Annotated in this window: 14 protein-coding genes; 9 read left to right on the top strand and 5 right to left on the bottom strand. The window is 68.5% G+C overall.

From position 1 onward, the window contains the following. The first annotated feature begins 53 nt into the window (after window positions 1-53). The 6 genes from ACK41C_RS17135 (at window position 54) to ACK41C_RS17110 (ending at window position 5975) form a co-directional block, all read left to right on the top strand. A complete protein-coding gene (locus tag ACK41C_RS17135; RefSeq protein WP_409656730.1) occupies window positions 54-1895 on the top strand; it encodes a monovalent cation:proton antiporter-2 (CPA2) family protein in 1842 nt (613 codons plus the stop codon). A 77-nt stretch (window positions 1896-1972) separates the two neighbouring features. Then, complete coding sequence (locus tag ACK41C_RS17130; RefSeq protein ID WP_409656728.1) at window positions 1973-2596, top strand: DUF6655 family protein; 624 nt, start codon at window positions 1973-1975, stop codon at window positions 2594-2596. 33 nt (window positions 2597-2629) lie between these two features. Beyond that, window positions 2630-3571 carry a mechanosensitive ion channel family protein gene (locus tag ACK41C_RS17125; RefSeq protein ID WP_409656726.1) on the top strand — a complete coding sequence of 314 codons (942 nt, stop codon included), beginning with the start codon at window positions 2630-2632 and terminating at the stop codon, window positions 3569-3571. A 56-nt stretch (window positions 3572-3627) separates the two neighbouring features. Further along, window positions 3628-5016, top strand: a complete 1389-nt coding sequence (locus tag ACK41C_RS17120; protein WP_409656724.1) for a murein L,D-transpeptidase — start codon at window positions 3628-3630, stop codon at window positions 5014-5016. 50 nt (window positions 5017-5066) lie between these two features. Continuing rightward, complete coding sequence (locus tag ACK41C_RS17115) at window positions 5067-5603, top strand: DUF882 domain-containing protein (RefSeq protein WP_409656722.1); 537 nt, start codon at window positions 5067-5069, stop codon at window positions 5601-5603. Between the two features lie 111 nt (window positions 5604-5714). Next, window positions 5715-5975: a hypothetical protein gene (locus ACK41C_RS17110; protein ID WP_409656720.1), complete on the top strand. Its 261-nt coding sequence runs from the start codon at window positions 5715-5717 to the stop codon at window positions 5973-5975. Between the two features lie 7 nt (window positions 5976-5982). On the opposite strand, the gene ACK41C_RS17105 is transcribed toward ACK41C_RS17110, so the two are convergent. The 5 genes from ACK41C_RS17105 to ACK41C_RS17085 form a co-directional block, all read right to left on the bottom strand. Beyond that, window positions 5983-7089 (bottom strand): patatin-like phospholipase family protein, encoded by a 1107-nt coding sequence (locus tag ACK41C_RS17105; protein ID WP_409656718.1) that lies wholly within the window; start codon window positions 7087-7089, stop codon window positions 5983-5985. 40 nt (window positions 7090-7129) lie between these two features. Then, a complete protein-coding gene (locus ACK41C_RS17100; RefSeq protein ID WP_409656716.1) occupies window positions 7130-7513 on the bottom strand; it encodes a type II toxin-antitoxin system VapC family toxin in 384 nt (127 codons plus the stop codon). Beyond that, window positions 7510-7767, bottom strand: a complete 258-nt coding sequence (locus ACK41C_RS17095) for a type II toxin-antitoxin system Phd/YefM family antitoxin (protein ID WP_409656715.1) — start codon at window positions 7765-7767, stop codon at window positions 7510-7512. The genes ACK41C_RS17100 and ACK41C_RS17095 overlap by 4 nt, the downstream gene beginning before the upstream one ends. Window positions 7768-7877: 110 nt before the next feature. Continuing rightward, window positions 7878-10928 carry a TonB-dependent receptor domain-containing protein gene (locus ACK41C_RS17090; protein WP_409656713.1) on the bottom strand — a complete coding sequence of 1017 codons (3051 nt, stop codon included), beginning with the start codon at window positions 10926-10928 and terminating at the stop codon, window positions 7878-7880. A gap of 69 nt (window positions 10929-10997) precedes the next feature. Further along, window positions 10998-12800 (bottom strand): amidohydrolase family protein, encoded by a 1803-nt coding sequence (locus tag ACK41C_RS17085; protein ID WP_409656711.1) that lies wholly within the window; start codon window positions 12798-12800, stop codon window positions 10998-11000. 562 nt (window positions 12801-13362) lie between these two features. Between ACK41C_RS17085 and ACK41C_RS17080 the strand changes: the two genes are divergently transcribed. The 3 genes from ACK41C_RS17080 to ACK41C_RS17070 all read left to right on the top strand — a co-directional run bounded on the left by ACK41C_RS17080 (window position 13363) and on the right by ACK41C_RS17070 (window position 15896). Next, the gene (locus ACK41C_RS17080) at window positions 13363-13995 is read left to right on the top strand and encodes a PEPxxWA-CTERM sorting domain-containing protein (protein ID WP_409656709.1); all 633 of its coding nucleotides are present in this window, start codon (window positions 13363-13365) and stop codon (window positions 13993-13995) included. Between the two features lie 425 nt (window positions 13996-14420). Beyond that, entirely contained in the window at window positions 14421-15044 is a 624-nt protein-coding gene (locus tag ACK41C_RS17075; RefSeq protein ID WP_409656707.1) for a PEPxxWA-CTERM sorting domain-containing protein, read from the top strand. Between the two features lie 342 nt (window positions 15045-15386). Continuing rightward, a complete protein-coding gene (locus tag ACK41C_RS17070; RefSeq protein WP_409656705.1) occupies window positions 15387-15896 on the top strand; it encodes a hypothetical protein in 510 nt (169 codons plus the stop codon). Window positions 15897-16027: the final 131 nt, after the last annotated feature.

The raw sequence follows: 16027 nt of genomic DNA, 5'->3' as shown, positions 1-16027 counted from the left end.
TCCAGCCCAGATGGGCGCGGCGGGCCGATCCGCCGGCGAAGGGGCGAAGCGCCATGGCGGAAGCGACCTCCGGGGTGGATCTGGGCCATGCGGTGGCCCTGCTGACGGCGGGCGTCGTCGCCGTGCCGGTGTTTCGAAAGCTCGGCCTGGGTTCGGTGCTGGGCTACCTGGCCGCCGGGCTGGCCATCGGCCCCTTCGGCCTGCGTCTCTTCACCGATCCGGAGGCCATCCTGCACGTGGCCGAGCTCGGCGTTGTGATGTTCCTGTTCATCATCGGGCTGGAGATGCGGCCGGCCAAGCTGTGGCTGCTGCGCAAGGAGATCTTCGGCCTGGGCGCCGCCCAGGTGCTGGTCTGCTGCGCCCTGCTCACCGGCGTCGCGGTCCTGGCCGGCCTGCCGCTGCCGGCGGCGATCATCGGGGCCAGCGGCTTCGTGCTCTCCTCCACCGCGGTCATCATGAAGATGCTGGACGAACGCGGCGAAACCGCGACCCCCGCCGGCCAGCGCTCGATCTCCATCCTGCTGCTGGAGGACTTGGCCGTCATCCCGCTCCTGGCCCTGGTGGCGGTGTTCGCCTCTCTGGCCGGCTCGGGCGCGGAGGACGCTCGGCCGATCCCCCTCGCCATCGGGCTTGGCCTCGCCTCCCTGCTGGCGCTGCTGGCGGCGGGGCGCTGGCTGCTCAACCCGTTCTTCGCCATCCTGGCCCGCTCCGGCGCGCGCGAGGTGATGACGGCCGCGGCCCTGCTGGTGGTGCTGGGCGCCGCCCTCTTCATGCAGTGGGGCGGGCTTTCCATGGCCATGGGCGCCTTCCTGGCCGGCGTGCTGCTCTCGGAGTCCACGTTCCGGCATCAGCTGGAGGCCGACATCGAGCCCTTCCGCGGAATCCTTCTCGGCCTCTTCTTCCTGAGCGTCGGCATGTCCCTCGACGTCTCGGTGGTGCTGGCCGAATGGCGCCTGATCCTGGCGGGCGTGCTCGCCTTCATGGCGGTCAAGGCGCTCGGGATATATGGTGTGGCCCGCCTCCTGCGCGCCGACAATCGCGAGGCGATCCAGCGCGCCGCCCTCTTCGCCCAAGGGGGCGAGTTCGCCTTCGTGCTCTACGCCGCAGCCCTGTCGGGCGGGGTTTTCGACGCCCGCATCGCGGCTGGCATGACGGCCATCGTCATCCTCTCCATGGCGCTCACCCCGCTGGTGGTCATGGCGCTGAACCGCCTCTTGCCGCCGCCGAAGGAATCCATGGACGGCATCGAGCTGGCCGAAGGGCTGGAGGGCCGCGTGCTGATGATCGGCTTCGGCCGCTTCGCCCAGCTGGTCAGCCAGCCGCTGCTGGCCCGCGGCGTGGAGATCTCGCTGATCGAGACCGACGTGGAGATGATCCGCGTCGCCGCCGATTTCGGCTTCAAGGTCTATTACGGCGACGGCACGCGGCTGGACGTGCTGCACGCCTCCGGCGCCGGCCGCGCCGAGGCGGTCCTCGTCTGCGTCGACAAGCCGGAAGCCGCCGACCGCATCGTGGAGCTGGTGAAGTCGGAGTTCCCCCACGCCAAGCTGTTCGTCCGGGCCTACGACCGCGGCCATTCCATGCGGCTGATCCAGGCCGGCGTCGACTTCCAGATCCGCGAGACTTTCGAGTCGGCGCTCGCCTTCGGCAAGAAGGTGCTGATCGAGCTCGGCGTCGACGAGGTGGAGGTCGCCGAAGCGATCCGCGATGTCCGCCGCCGCGACGCCGAGCGGCTGGAGCTGCAGTTGGCCGGCGGCCTGACGGCCGGCCAATATCTCATGCGCAACAACGTCCAGACGCCCAAGCCTGAGCCCTTCGCCAAGCCGCGCCGCGAGCCCGAGGCCCTGAACCCCGAGGCCGCCGGCCTGATCGCCGAGCGCGAGCCTGCGGAGTGACGGCCAAGAGGCCGCCGCATTAAGCGCCGATTAACCCTGGCGGCGCCCATTGCGGGCGCCTCCCAGGGGAACAGACCTTGAAGACGTCCGCGTACCTGGCCGTGGGCTCGGCTTGCCTTCTGCTGGCGGCCTGCGCCACAGCCACGGAAACCCATCCGAGCCGCACGGCCACCGAGCAGCTCCTGATCTCACGCGCCGCCGAGCGGGCGGCCCAGCAGTTCGCGCTGGCGCTCGATCCGGACGCCCGCGTGTTCGTGGACACCAGCACCTTCCGCGGCGAAGGCGCCGACTACGCCTCCAGCGCCATCCGCGAGGCCCTGCTGGCCCGCGGGAACCGCATCACCCTCGCCCGCTCGGAAGCCGACGTGATCGTCGAATTGCGCCTGGGCGCCCTTTCCATCGACAAGATGCAGCGGGTGGTCGGCATTCCGCGCCTGACCTTGCCGGTCACACAGACGCTCAGCACCGTCACGATTCCCGAGCTCTCGGTCTATTCGCGGCGCGACCGCACGGGTGTCGCGGAGTTCTCCGCCTTCGCCTACGAGGCCGCCACCGGCCGCCCCATCGCTTTGGGCGGCCGCATGTCGGGCACGGCCAAGATCCGCAGCCACACCATGCTGATGATCTTCTCCTGGGGGAAACAGGAGGTGCGGCCTGGCGACGCCGACGTCAGCGCCGACGAATGGTGGAAGGTCTGGTAGAGCAGCGGCCTGAGTTGCTTTGAAGAAGGCCCCATGAGCTTCGACACATCGGATCCCGCAGCTTCGGTCACCGCCATGGTGAACACCGCCATGTCCGGCGACCCGGCCGTGGTCCGCGACCTTATGGGAACCTTGGGCGCGTTCTCCGTTCGGATCGTCGTGGCCGGCCTCATCCTGGCCGCCACCTTCTGGGCGTCGCGCCGGCTCTCCCGTCTCGTGCAACGGGCGCTGGAGCGCGTGCACAAGCATCATCCGGCCGACCGCACCTTGAGCATCTTCGTCGGCGCCCTGGTCCGCTATCTGGTCGTGGCGATCGGCCTGATCGCCGTTCTGCAGCAGCTGGGCATCCAGGCGACTTCGATCCTGGCGGTGCTGGGGGCGGCGTCGCTGGCGATCGGCTTGGCGCTGCAGGGCGCGCTCAGCAATGTCGCGGCCGGGGTCATGCTGCTGATCCTGCGTCCCTATCGCGTCGGCGACATGGTCGAGCTGAACGGTCGTCAGGGCACGGTCCAGAGCATGGACCTCTTCAACACCAAGTTGCTCGATTTCGACGGCCTGACCGTCTACCTGCCGAACGGCAAGATCTTCGGCGACATGATTGTCAACCTCACCGAAACCGGGCGGCGTCGCATCGAACTCACCTTCACGGTGGACTACGAGGACGACCTCGATCTGGCCTTGAGCCTGCTCTTGGAGATCGCCCGCGCCGATCCGCGCGTGCGCGGGGAGCCGGAGCCCTGGGCCAAGGTGACCGGCCTGGCCGACAGCGGCGTCAATGTCGCCCTGCGATGCTGGGCCGACGCCCCCGACTGGCTGAACACCCGCTTCAATCTGGTCAAGGCGGTCAAGGAGCGCTTCCAGGCCTCGGGTCTCAACTTCCCCTATCCGCACCAGGTCCATATCGACCGGTCCGAGCGCAAGGTGACGGCCCAGGTGGAGCTGGTCCCGGCGGGCGGCGCCCGCGCGGAAGACTGACGCCGGGTTTTGAGCTGCATCAAGGCGCCCGCCGCGCGGAGGCGTCAGATATATGCATGGGTCTTCGATCTCCTGGCCGGGCGCTTCGGCGCGCCGGCCGTCTTTTTGGCTTCCTGATCGCCCTGCAGCTCGCCTGCGCCGGGACGGCGTTCGCCGCTGCGGCGCTGACGCCTCAGGAGCGGCAGGCGATCCGCAGCGTCCTGCCTCAGGTCCCCGCCGAAGCCGACGAGGCCCTCGTCGCCCGCCTTCTCGCCCACGCCGCCGTCGAGACCGGCCAGCGCCTCGATCCGCCGCGGATCAACCGCCTATGGGGGCTGACGCCCGCCCGGCGGAACCTGGCGGCGGAGTTCGAAGCCGCCCGCGCCGGCGGCCGCCTCGCCGCCTGGCTCGCAGCACTCGCGCCGCAGCATCCGGATTACGCCGCCCTGCAGGAGGCCCGCCGCGCCTACGCCCTCCTCGTCGCCCGCGGCGGGTGGGAAACAGTTCCCGCCGGTCCGCCCCTGCGGCCTGGCGAGGATCATGCCGACGTCCCGGCCCTGCGCCGCCGCCTGGCCGCGGAAGGGTTCCTGCCCGCCGTCCAGGCCGACGGAACCGGCTACGACGAGGCCCTGCAGGCCGCCGTCCTAAGGTTCCAGACCTTGCGGGGCCTGGAGGTGGACGGGATCGTCGGACCTGCAACCCGCGGGGCCCTGAACATTCCCGCCGCCACGCGCCTGGCCCAGATCGAGGCCAATCTCGAGCGGCTGCGCTGGCTCCCTCGCCCGCTCGCCCCCGACCGCCTGGAGGTCAATTCCGCAGCCGCCGTCGCCGTGCTGTTCGAAGCCGGCAAGCCGGTCCTTTCCATGCGCATCGCCGTGGGCGACCTGCAAAACAATACGCCGATGTTCGCCTCCGACCTTCGAACCGTGGTCGTCAATCCGCCGTGGAACGTGCCGACGTCCATCGCCAACGCCGAAATCCTTCCCAAGGCGGCCCGCGACCCAGGGTACCTGGCCCGCAACGGCTTCCGGTTCGTGGACGGGCGCCTACAGCAGCAGCCCGGTCCCGGCAATTCCCTGGGCCGCATCAAGTTCGACTTCCCCAGCCCCTACGGCGTCTATCTGCACGACACGCCGGGCAAGGCGGTGTTCGCCCGCCGCATCCGCACCGTCAGTCATGGTTGCATGCGCCTGGAGAAGCCCAAGGAGCTCGCCCTGCGCCTCCTGGCGCCTCAGGGCTGGACGGCCGAGCGCCTCGAGGCGGCGATCGACGCCGGCCAGACCCAGCGCATCGACCTGCGAACCTCCACGCCGCTGGCGGTCGTCTACCGCACGGCCTTCATGGACGAGAACGGCCTGAACCTGTGGCCGGACCCCTACGGATGGGACCGCCAGTTGAGCGCCGCACTGGCTTCCCTTTCGCCCCGCACCTCAGGCGCCGCCGCAGCTGCGACCGATTGCGCCTAGCCAGGGCCGGGGCCCCATCGACTATAGTGCCGCTCCGAATGGAGAGGCCCATGATGCTTGATCGTCGGCGTTTGATCGCGGGCGGGATTTCCGCGGCCGGCGCCTCGGCGCTGACCGGCGGGGCACGCGCCGCGCCGGCGTTCCGCGCCCTGTCGCTGCTCAACCTGCATACGGGCGAGGCCCTGAAGGCCACCTATTGGGAAGCGGGCGGCTATGTTCCCGAGGCGCTGGCGGCGCTGAACAGGGTGCTGCGCGACCATCGCACCGGCGAGGTCCACGCGATCTCGCCCGCCCTCCTCGACCTCGTGGCGAACCTGACCGCGAAGCTGGAGACCCGCGAGACGGTGCAGATCATCTCCGGCTACCGCTCGCCGAAAACCAACGCCGCCCTGCACAAGGCCAGCAGCGGCGTGGCCTCCCGCAGCCTGCACATGGACGGCCTTGCGATGGACATCCGCATTCGCGGCGTACCGCTCGCCAACCTGCGGGACGCGGCCTGGGGGATGCAGGCCGGCGGGGTGGGTTTCTATCCGGGTTCGGATTTCGTGCACGTCGACGTCGGGCGCGTGCGCCGCTGGGCCGGTTGACGCAGGCCGCGGCCGCACCAGAATCCCCCCCAGAGGGCGCGCGATTTGATCCTGCGCAAGGCCGGCGCCTCCGGCTTGGGATTGGATCGCTCGGACGCCATGGAGGCCGCCATGCCTATGCTCGAAACCGCCGGAGACCTGCCCGCCGGCGGCGCCGTCGAACACCTCGCCAAGGAAATGACCGCCCTGTGCCAGTGCGGCTACGACCTTTACGCCGACTATATTTCGGCCCTCGCCCAGGCTCGATCGCCCGAGGCGGTGCTGATCGCCAACACCCGCTTCATGACCGAGAGCTTCGGCCTGGCGGCCCGCTCCGCCGGCCTGATGTTCCAGGGCGAAGGCCTGCGCGCGCCGCTGCTCTGCGACGCCTGAGGTCGTTTCAGGCGCCCTCGGGCGCCAGCAGGGTGGTCCACAGCCCGCCGCTCTCGCCTAGCTCCGCGCCATGTTCGAATAGGGCGCGCATAGTCGCTTCCTCGAAGCGCAGCATGCTGACGCCGGCATAGCTCTGCGGCACGGCGGCGGTGCGCAGGCCAAAGCCGTTGATCTCGCAGAACGCCGCCACCGAGCGCAGCGCGCTCCGGTAGGACGAGCGCAGCATGAGTTCGAACGACCGCATCAGGATCGGCGCCGCGCCCATGGGCGTGGCCCGCGCATCGCCCTCCAGCGTGGTGTTCACCAGGGCGTAGACCTCCACGCCCCGGTCAGCCAGCGGTAGGGCCCGGCGCAGGACCAGCGGCTCGGGCACCACGAAGAGCGGGGTGATGGCGCCCCCGTCAACGTGCATCTCCTCGAATTCTCGCCCCTCCCCCGCGACGCGGATCAGCCTCGGCGGAAACAGGCCCGGCAGGCTGGCCGAGGCGGTCAGTACGTCGGCGAACAGGCGCAAGGCCGCCTCCCCGCCCACGCCGGCGATGGCGCCCATGTCCCAGATCGAGGTGGATTGCGCGTCGAGATTGGAAGTCGCCACGAAGAGTCGGCGGCCTTGGCGGTGGGCGGCCGCCACGGCCACGAGCAGCGCCTCGTCCACATAACGCCCCACGAGGTGAGCAAGCGGCTCGCCGGCATAGAGACTGGGGCCGGGTCGCAGGCCCTTCAGCGCCAGGAGGTCCGACGCCGCGCCGCCGGCATAGGCTTCGGTCAGCCGATGGTCCCAGTCGGCGCCCAGAAAGGCCAGCGGGGCGATCAGCGCGCCCGTGCTGACGCCGGTGACCATGTCGAAGGCCGGGCGGCGGCCAGCCCGGGACAGGCCGACCAGGGCTCCGGCCCCGAAAGCGCCGCCCGCCCCGCCCCCGGAGAGCGCCAGCACCCGCAGCGGCTGGCCCGCCGCGGCCATGGCCGGGGCCGGCATGTCCTCGAAGAAGGCGTTGACCGCCGCCTCGTCGTCGATCGCGGAGAACCGCACGCCGGAAAAGCCCGGCGGTTCGGCCCGCACGCCCGCAGGTGGCGGCTCGGCGCGGCCGAGGCGCGGAGGGCGCGGGGATTTCATTCGGGCCGCTCGGCTAGCGTCTTTAAGAATGTCCACACGGTCACCGGGCCGCCGCCACGTCCGTCCGGACGAAATCCTCCCCGACATAGAGCAAAGGCCAGGATCTCAGCCTGGCTAGCGCATAGGGGAAGCAGTCGCCGAAATTCAGGCCGGCCGGATCGCGGCCCTTTCCCCATCTGCGATAGGCGGCTGCAGCTTGCCGTGCCGTGGCCGCCGTGACGACCTCGACCTCCAGGTCGAGTTCGTCGAACAGCCGCATCATTTCCTCGCCGACGCCCCGGCGTTGGGCGATGATCAGAGCCTCGGCCATGGTCACGGCCGAGACAGTGACGATTTCGGCTTCGGAAACCGCCTCGATGCAGCCCTCGGCCTCCGGCTCCCCGAGCACGATGGCCATCAAGGCGGAGGTATCCGCGACGATCAAACCGGAAGCCCCGCGTCGTCGTAGAGATCGTCCTGGCTGCGAGCGGCGCTCGCCCCGGGACGCGCCTTCGCGGCGCCTGAAGCGCTTATCGCCAACAACAGCGCGCGGCGCCCCTCGCGGCCCTTCACGGGCTGAACAGCGACGATGCGCGCAGCGGGACGACCGTGCCGCGTCAACACCACGTCCTCGCCGCCTTCGGCGCGGCGGACCAAGTCCGTCAGTTGGCTCTTCGCCTCGGAAACCGGAATGCGCATCGGGCCGCGCCTTTGATCGAAACCCCATAATGGTCCATCGTTTGGCCCAAATCAACGCGCAGCCAGGAACCGGCCGGCTCCCACCAAGGAGCCGGCCGTTCCGGCAAGCCTTAGAAGGACTTGCGGACGCTCACATACCAGTAGCGGCTATAGGGCTGGTAGAGTTCGCCCAGATATCCCGACGAGTGCAGCGGCGGCTTTTCGTCGGTGATGTTCCGCACGCCCACCCGCAGGCGGGTGTCGGCGGCCAGGCCCTCGGTGAACTCGTACTGGCCGTAGAGGTTGGCGGTCAGCTGGCTGTCCACCACCCAGGGCACGCCGGCGGAGTCGCGCAGGCCGGTGTCCTCCACGTCGCCGATGTACTGGGTGAAGGCGCCCAGCGTGAACTGCTCATAGCGCCAGGTGGCCGAGGCGGACCACTTCCATTCTGGGCGCCCGTTCTGCCGGATCAGGTCGCCGCCGCCGGTGATGGTGGTCCCGGCGTTGATCTGCCCGGCCTCCCGCGCCGCCAACAGGGCGGCGATGGCGGGCGAGGGCTGGCGGTAGAACTTGATCAGGTGAGCGGCGTTGAAATTGACCGTGAAGTCGCCGTACCGCGTGCCGTTCAGACTCCACATGACGCCGAAGTCGACGCCGCGGGCCTCCTGCGGCAGCAGGTTCTGGTACTGGTCGTTGACGTAGAGCACCTGTCCGACGGGCGTCAGGCCAGTGCCGGCGAAGGCGGCGATGTCGTCGGCGGTCGGGGCGGCGCGAACCACGTCCGGATTGGAGGAGCCGTTCACCCGGGCCAGATAGTCGGCGATCAGGGCGTTGCCCTCCCCGAACAGGCCGACGATCCCCTCCTGCTTCACGCGCCAGTAGTCGACGGTGAAGGTGAAGCGGCCGAAGTCCGACGGGATGAAGTGCGGCTGGAAGACCACGCCGCCCGCCCAGGTTTCCGATTCCTCCGGCTTCAGGTCCGGATTGCCCGAACGCCGGGCCGTGGTGGAGCCGGAACGTGCGCAATTGGAGAAGCTGGTGATGCGGCCGGCCCGCAGGTCGGCCTCGCAGCGGACCCAATCGGTGCGGGTGTTGGAGCGCGTCACCAGGGTGGCGTTCACCTGCTCCAGGTTCGGAGCCTTGAACCCTTGGGCCCAGGAGCCGCGGATCCGCAGGCCGTCGAACAGATCCCAGGCCATGGCGACCTTGGGCTTGGCCACCTCGCCCGCATCGCTGAAGCTCTCGTAGCGGCCGGCCAGCTGCATCTCGAGCTTATGGACGAAGGGGATCTCCATGTCCGGCGAGACCAGCGGGACGGCGAACTCCAGATAGGCCGAAGAGACCGTGCGCGAGCCCTTGGTGTCCGGCGACGGGCTGGTGCCGATCAGGTCGCCCACATAGGCTTGGCCGGTCACGGCGTCGGTGAAGTTGATCGTGCCGTCGACGCGGGGGTCGCGATCGTCCTTCTGGGTCTCGCGCCGGAATTCAACGCCTGCGGCCATGCCGAGGTCCCCGCCCGGCAGGGCGAAGAGGTCGGCCTTGGAGACCTTGAAATCGGCGAGGGTCAGGGAGCTGGTGTTCTTGCGCAGCGTCTTGATGCGGATGGCGTCGAGCGCAGCCTGCGAGCTGGGCGTGGCGTCGCCCAGGCTGGGATTGGTGAGGCTGCCGCCGTTGAACGGGTTGTAGGCGTCGGCCGTCGAGAGCGCGAGGTTCTGCTGCAGCAGGGTGGCGCTGATCCCGTCGGAGACGTCCTCCACCTCGGCCTTCGAGTAGAGCAGCGCGCTCTCCCAGTTGAAGCCGTAGGCCTTCCCCTTCAGGCCGGCCAGGAAACGCCACTGATTGTTCTCGACATCGACCACGTTGGGGCCGGCGTCGACGAAGTTGTAGGTGCGGATCGTCACCGGAAGGCCGGCGGCGGGGACGTTCAGGTTCGCCAGCCGGTTTGGATTGGCCTGGCCGTTGGCGAAGACCGTCGGGCCGAAGGGGTTCCAGTAGTTGGACGCCGGGATGGTGATCGGCATCGAGGAAAGCGTGCCGGTGGAGGCCTGTACGCTCTGGGTGGTGGCCGTGTAGTAGCCGAGCTCGCCAAAGGCGGTGATGGTGTCGGTCAGGTCGTAGCGGCCGGTCAGGAAGACGTTCACCCGCTCCAGCTTCGGCATGACCGTAGTGTTGAAAGTGGCCGGCGCGTCGAAGCGCAGGTCGCGGTCGGCCCCGGCCGTGGCCGGCGTGCCGTCATCGAGGCAATAGCCGGTTGCGAACGGAACCTGGCAGCCGGCGAAGGTCGAGGGCTGCGGGTGGAAGGCGCCGGCCGAGCTGGTGATCGCCGTCGTCCCTTGGCGGACCGTACCGAAGGAGGCCGGCGTCTGCAGCGAGGCCCAGGGCGTGACCGTATTGCGGCCGTCCAGGGTGGCTGCGCCTTCGAACCGCGTGCCGACGAACAGCGGGCGGCGGTCGGCGGAAGCCGTGTAGTCCTGGTCCTGCGCGTCCAGCGAGCTGCGGTTGGTGTAGTTGACGAAGGCGCTGATATTACCGCGACCCTCGGCGAAGTTGCGGCCCAGCATGGCGTTGAGCTCGTATTCGCGAAGGCCCGTGCCCTCGGCGGCGCCGTACTGGGCGTCCAGCGTCACGCCCTGGAAGTCGTCCTGCAGCACAGTGTTGACGACGCCGGCCACGGCGTCCGAGCCATAGAGCGCCGCGGCGCCGTCGCGCAGCACTTCCAGGCGCTTGAGCCCGCTCACCGGAATGGCGTTGGTGTTGTAGGTCAACACCGGCACCAGGTTCTCGTCGGCCCGGCTGGTGGGGTGAGCCACGACCCGGCGGCCGTTCAGCAGCACCAGGGTGTTGCCGACGCCGAGGTTGCGCAGGTTGACCGAGCCCACGTCGCCGCGGGCGCTGTTGGAGGAGTTGGGCAGGTAGCTGGAGTTGAAGCTCACGTCGCCCATCTGCGGGATCGACCGGAAGAGATCGTCGCCCGAGGTCGCCGCCACCGCCTGGATCTGCTCCTGGCTGACCACCGTCACCGGCACGGCGGCCGTCACGCTGGAGCCCTGGATCTGCGATCCGACCACCACGATCTCTTCGACCGTGGACGCCTCCTGGGCCATGGCCTGACCGGCCCAGCCCACGGCGCAGATGGCGCTCGTCGCCAGCATGGCGTGGCGCAGAGAAGTTACGTTTTTCAAGAGATTACCCCCTTAGTCTGAAATGTCGCTCGAAGTGGGCGCACTTGTCGGCGCCTTGGATCTCCACCCCTAAAAGAAAGTTATGTCGTCGATTTCCAGCCACATGGCCGTCCGCGCCGGGCGCCCTCCGCCAACGACCACCTGGATCAGCTCGGCGCCGGTCAGGGCGCCGCTCGCCGTCTGCCGCCCCGGCGCAGGCGTGAAGGCGGAGAACGGGACCTCCACCGTGCGCCATTCGGGACCGGCCGCGATCTCGGCGCGCCAACGCCCCTGCAGGCCCACCACCTCCACCAGATACGGGCCGCCGTCGCCGCGGGCCTCCAACCGGAGCCCCTGGAACGCCGTGGCGTCCACCGGCCGGACGGAGCCGCGGCTTAACGGGATCACGACCGCGGCGCCCGGCTCGTCCTTGTCGGACATGCGAGCCGCGATGGACAGCGCCCGCCCGCCGCCCGGCCGGTCGATCGTCTGGGCGACCTCGACCGTCCGGTCCATACCGCCGTCGAAGTCTTGGGTGCGCAAGGTGTCCAGGCTGGAGCGGCCGTCGGCCCGCTCGAAATCGTCGATCAGGGCCTGAACGGGGACCGCCGCCATGGCGGTGCGGCCATTGGCGGCCGGAGGCCTCACGCCCGGCCCGTAGGCGGCCTTTCCGTCGACGAACACCATCCGCGTACGCCGCACGTCGGAAATCTCGCGCCAGGGCTCGCCCTCCACCAGCACCAGATCGGCGCGTTTGCCCGGCTCGATGGTGCCGCGGTCGGCGATCTGACCCAGCACCCGCGCGCTGTTGGCGGTGCCGGCCATCAGCGCCTCGAAGGGCGTCAGCCCCGCCCGCACCAGCAGCTCCATCTCCCGCAGGGTCGAGACGCCGTGCGGCGTGCCCGGCATGCCGGCGTCGGTGCCGAGCGCGATGGTCACGCCGCCGTCGTGCAGCGCCTTCACATTGGCGAGCGCGTAGCCGAACTTGCGCACCGACTGGCGCCGCGCCGGCGTGTCGGCCGGCGGCGGGGCTCCGGGCGCAAGGCTCTTGTCAGGGTCGTAGACGGCCAGGGTCGGAGCATAGGCCGTGCCGTTCGCCTTCATGAGGGCGATCGTCTCCTCGTCCACCGGCCGGTCCTGCAGACTGTGGGCGATCACGTCGACCTTGGCTCGCGCCGCGACCTTGCCGCGATCGACGGTGACGGTGTGGGTCAAGACCTTCAGGTCGTTCCTGTGCGCCTCGTCCACCAGGGCCGAGAGCGTGGCCTCGTCCATGCTGGTGTTGTCCGCCGCCGTCCCGTAGCGCCAGCCGTCGGCGAAGGCCTTGATCATGTCGGGCTTATAGGGAACCAGCGCCTGCACTTCGGAGCGGGCGGCGCGGGGCGTATTCACCCACTTGGTGGTCGCCTGGTCGGCCCAGTCGGCGCCGTGGCCGCCCGGCGTGCTCATGCGGGCGACGAAATTCACGTGCGGCGCGGCGAGCTCGCCCAGCCACTCGCGGCGCGGCGCGAAGGATTCCGGCTGCTGATGGAAGTCGTTCACCGTCGTCACGCCGGCCGCCAGATAGGCGTTGGCGATGGCTGGGGTGACCGCCGGCGCCCCGCCTGGCGTCCAGTGGGTGTGCACGTCGAAGAAACCCGGCAGCAGCGCCTGGCCCTTGGCCTCGATCACCGTGGCGCCGCGAGGAACCTTCACCGCGGGCCCGACCGCGGCGATGCGGCCGTCGCGGATCAGCACCGTGGCGGGGCGCGGCGCAGCCCCCGTCGCGTCGAACACCGTCGCGCCGACGATGGCGAGATCCTTCGCCGCCGCCGCGACGGGCAGGGCGGAAAACGCCAGTATCGCGGCCACGGCGCCCGCAGCCCGCGCCCATTCCAACGCACAGAAACGCACTTCGCCCCGCTCCCTAGCCGCCGCATCCGCGACGCCGCTCGCAAACCGCTCCGGAACCTTGGGGGCGGCGGTTGCAACTTATCAATGTTCACGATCGCGGCTGGAGCAATTTTCTCCCCTGGTGCGGCCCCAGGGTCACGCAGACCAAGCCTTGGGCGCCGGCGCCCAAGGCTTGGCCGAACCCGACAGCTGGCTTCGGCGCTATGGATCGAGGGCCTTCCCGCCACGGACCTTGAGGGCGAGTGAGGAAGAGGCGCCGGGCCTTCGCCCAGATTCGCTGCAGCACAAGCTTGGCTTTGTGGCGGAAAGCGGCCACCGAAACCGCCCCTTCTGACAGCATTCGCGCCCCTACATTCCAGTTCAGAGTGCGCACCCCATGCCAACCACCGAAAAATCTTAATGAGTTTTAACCAAACAATACTCCAGGTGGAGGATTTTACTCTGACTTCCCGCGGATGAAATGCTTATCCTTAATGCCGTTTTATTCCCGCGACCATTTGCCGCTGCTAGGGTCGAGTAGCCGGGGAAGGTGATGCCGACGCCCGGAGAGAGTCCAATAGGGATGTCCACCATGTTGAAAACATTAGTTGCGGCGGCTGCGGCGTTAGCCCTCTCCGCCGGGGCGGCCTCCGCGGCCGTCACCATCACGGATGCGAATGTTCCGGGGAATCCGGAAGAGAACATCCAGCTGACGCAGGATACGCCCGGCACCACCATCCTGGGCGTGACGAACCAGACCAATACGTCGGTCAGCTTCGTGGGCGACGAGATGCTGAATGCTCCGGCCCAGGGGCAGGCGCGGATCGTGGCGGTCGATGGGGGCTTCAGCTACCTCGAGATCTTCCTGACCAACCCGAACCTCGGCTTCACGGCCCTTGAGCTCAACATCAACGCCCTGGCCGACGGCATGGCGAACTTCTACGCCTACAGCCTGTCCAATGTGCTCCTGGCCAGCACCTCTTTGGCCATCGGCGCGAACGGTGAGAACCGCATCAACATCTTCACCGATGGCGAGCTTCTCGGCCGGGTGGCGTTCGACACCACGGTGGACGTCGTCGCCGACGTGCGCCAGATCCGGATCGGCGGGGTTTCGGCGATCCCCGAGCCCGGCACCTGGGCGCTGATGATCGCGGGCTTCGGCCTGATGGGCGCGGCGGTCCGCCAGGCCCGTCGCCAACGGCTGCTCGCCGCCTAGTACGACCTTAACGGCCCTTGCGGGCCGAGCAAGCGTCGCAAGACGCGTCGGGGGACATCTTCAAGGATCGGGGCGCCGTTCGGAAACGGCTCTCCGATCCTTTATCTTTTGCGGCGAGCACGCCCATCTGGCAGGAATTCGAAAAATTTTTTTGCGGAAGCCTTAATTCACCTTAACCACCCTATTGCGCGGTCGGAGAGCGCCAATTTCGCCTCACGCGGGATAATTCACCATAAGGTTGTTCCGCTCCGGCACAGGCTGGATCGGCCGCAATCCCTTATGTCGACAGGGCGACAGCCCGGCCTTAGTGAGCGGTGAGAAAACCTTAACCGTTCCTTATTCCCTAGTTCTGGTTGCGATTGATAAGTCGCCCACCTTCCGAAGGGTCGGCCTGCGCCGCCCGCTAAAGGTGGAGAGTGCTTGTAATGATGAAGACCTTCCTCGCCGCCGCCGCGGCGCTCACCCTCTCGGCCGGCACGGCTTCGGCCGCGGTCGTGATCAATTCGGGCGACGGCCTCGGCCCGACCGCCGTCCACACCCAAGGTTCGCAGACGAGCACCATCGTCTATGGCGAAGTGAACAGCTACCAGGTCGCCTTCGAGAGCTCGACCCTGCTCACCGCCAATGGCTCGGGCGTGGCCAAGGTCGACGGCGCCGACAGCGACGATATGTTCACCGATCTCGCCATCTATTTCACCGACTACGCCTACGGCATCGACAGCCTGAACTTCAGCTTCTTCACCAAGGAAGCCAAGCCGGTTAACGTGGGCGTGGAGATCTTCTACGTCGGCGGCGGCTCGTCCACCGGCTCCTTCCAGCTGCTCAGCAATCTGACGAAGTGGAACATCTTCGACGACGGCGGCAAGGCCTTCGAGAAGATCGTCTTCACCTCCAACAAGGGCATCGAGGACATTCGCCAGGTGGCTATCGCCCCCGGCGTGGCCGGCGCGGTGCCGGAGCCCGGCGCCTGGGCGCTGATGATCGTCGGCTTCGGCCTGGCCGGCGCGGCCCTGCGCCGCCAGCGCCAGCCGCTGGCCTTGGCCGCCTGAACGGCCCGATAGCGCCCGCGCCCCTGCGAGGGGCGCAAGCGACCTAGAATGCGACGGCCCGGCGGTGATCCGCCGGGCCGTTTCAGTTGGGCGCTAGCCCCCTTCGAAACCAAGCGCCTATGTCGGGGAAACGACATATTATACAACATCTTGGAGTATCAGTTCTCCATAACGGAAGATAACGTGGCTAAATTCTACTCAATAGGATTTAATATCTAGAGTTGTCTGACGGCTAATTCCTTAATTCATGTCATTCCACCTGAATTGTTGGCACGCCGATTGCTTGGTAATCTTTAATTAAGGACACCCATTGGGGGCCTGTCCGAAATTGGGGTGCTTGTCATGAATTGGAAGATCGGTCTCGCGGCCGTCAGCGCCGCGCTCATCTCGTCCGCCGCCCTCGCCGCGGTCACCTTCGACCCGGCCACCGGCACGGGCTTCGTCGGCAAGGGCGACGTTCAACTCGTTTACGGCTGGAACAACAAGGCGCTGCAGGACAACGCCGGCAGCGTTCAGTTCCGGGCGAACGCGACGACCGTGACCGAGGTCAGCTGGATCTGCACGAACTCCAACAATGAACAGACCCAGGAGCGTGCGCGCACCACGACCACTGAAGTCCAAGGGGTCGTGACGTCGGTCGCCCGCGAACGCAACCAAATCACGGGCTTCAATCTGAACGGCTATTCCGGGACCCCGACCCAGTCCTCCGAGACGGAAGGCCCGCCCCTGAACAGCTGCCCGAGCGGCCCATGGACCCTGACCACCCCGGCCGGCGCGCCCGAGGTCGTGGGCGGGGGCGCCGATGGTCTCGAAGTGTCCACGGATGGGACCACCTGGTATCCGGTCGGCTGATCTGCGAACGCGCAGCAGCGCTGCACGGCGCTGCTGCGCCCCATCGCGGGGGGGGGGGGGGGGGGGGGAGGGGGGGGGGTTGGGAGGGGGGGGGGGGGGGGGGGGGTGGGGGAGGGGGGGAGAGGGGGAAG

It is taken from the genome of Phenylobacterium sp., from assembly GCF_046290725.1.
GTDB lineage: Bacteria > Pseudomonadota > Alphaproteobacteria > Caulobacterales > Caulobacteraceae > Phenylobacterium.
Note: the sequence above shows the minus strand (reverse complement) of the source record. Positions and strands in the feature narration are given on the sequence as shown.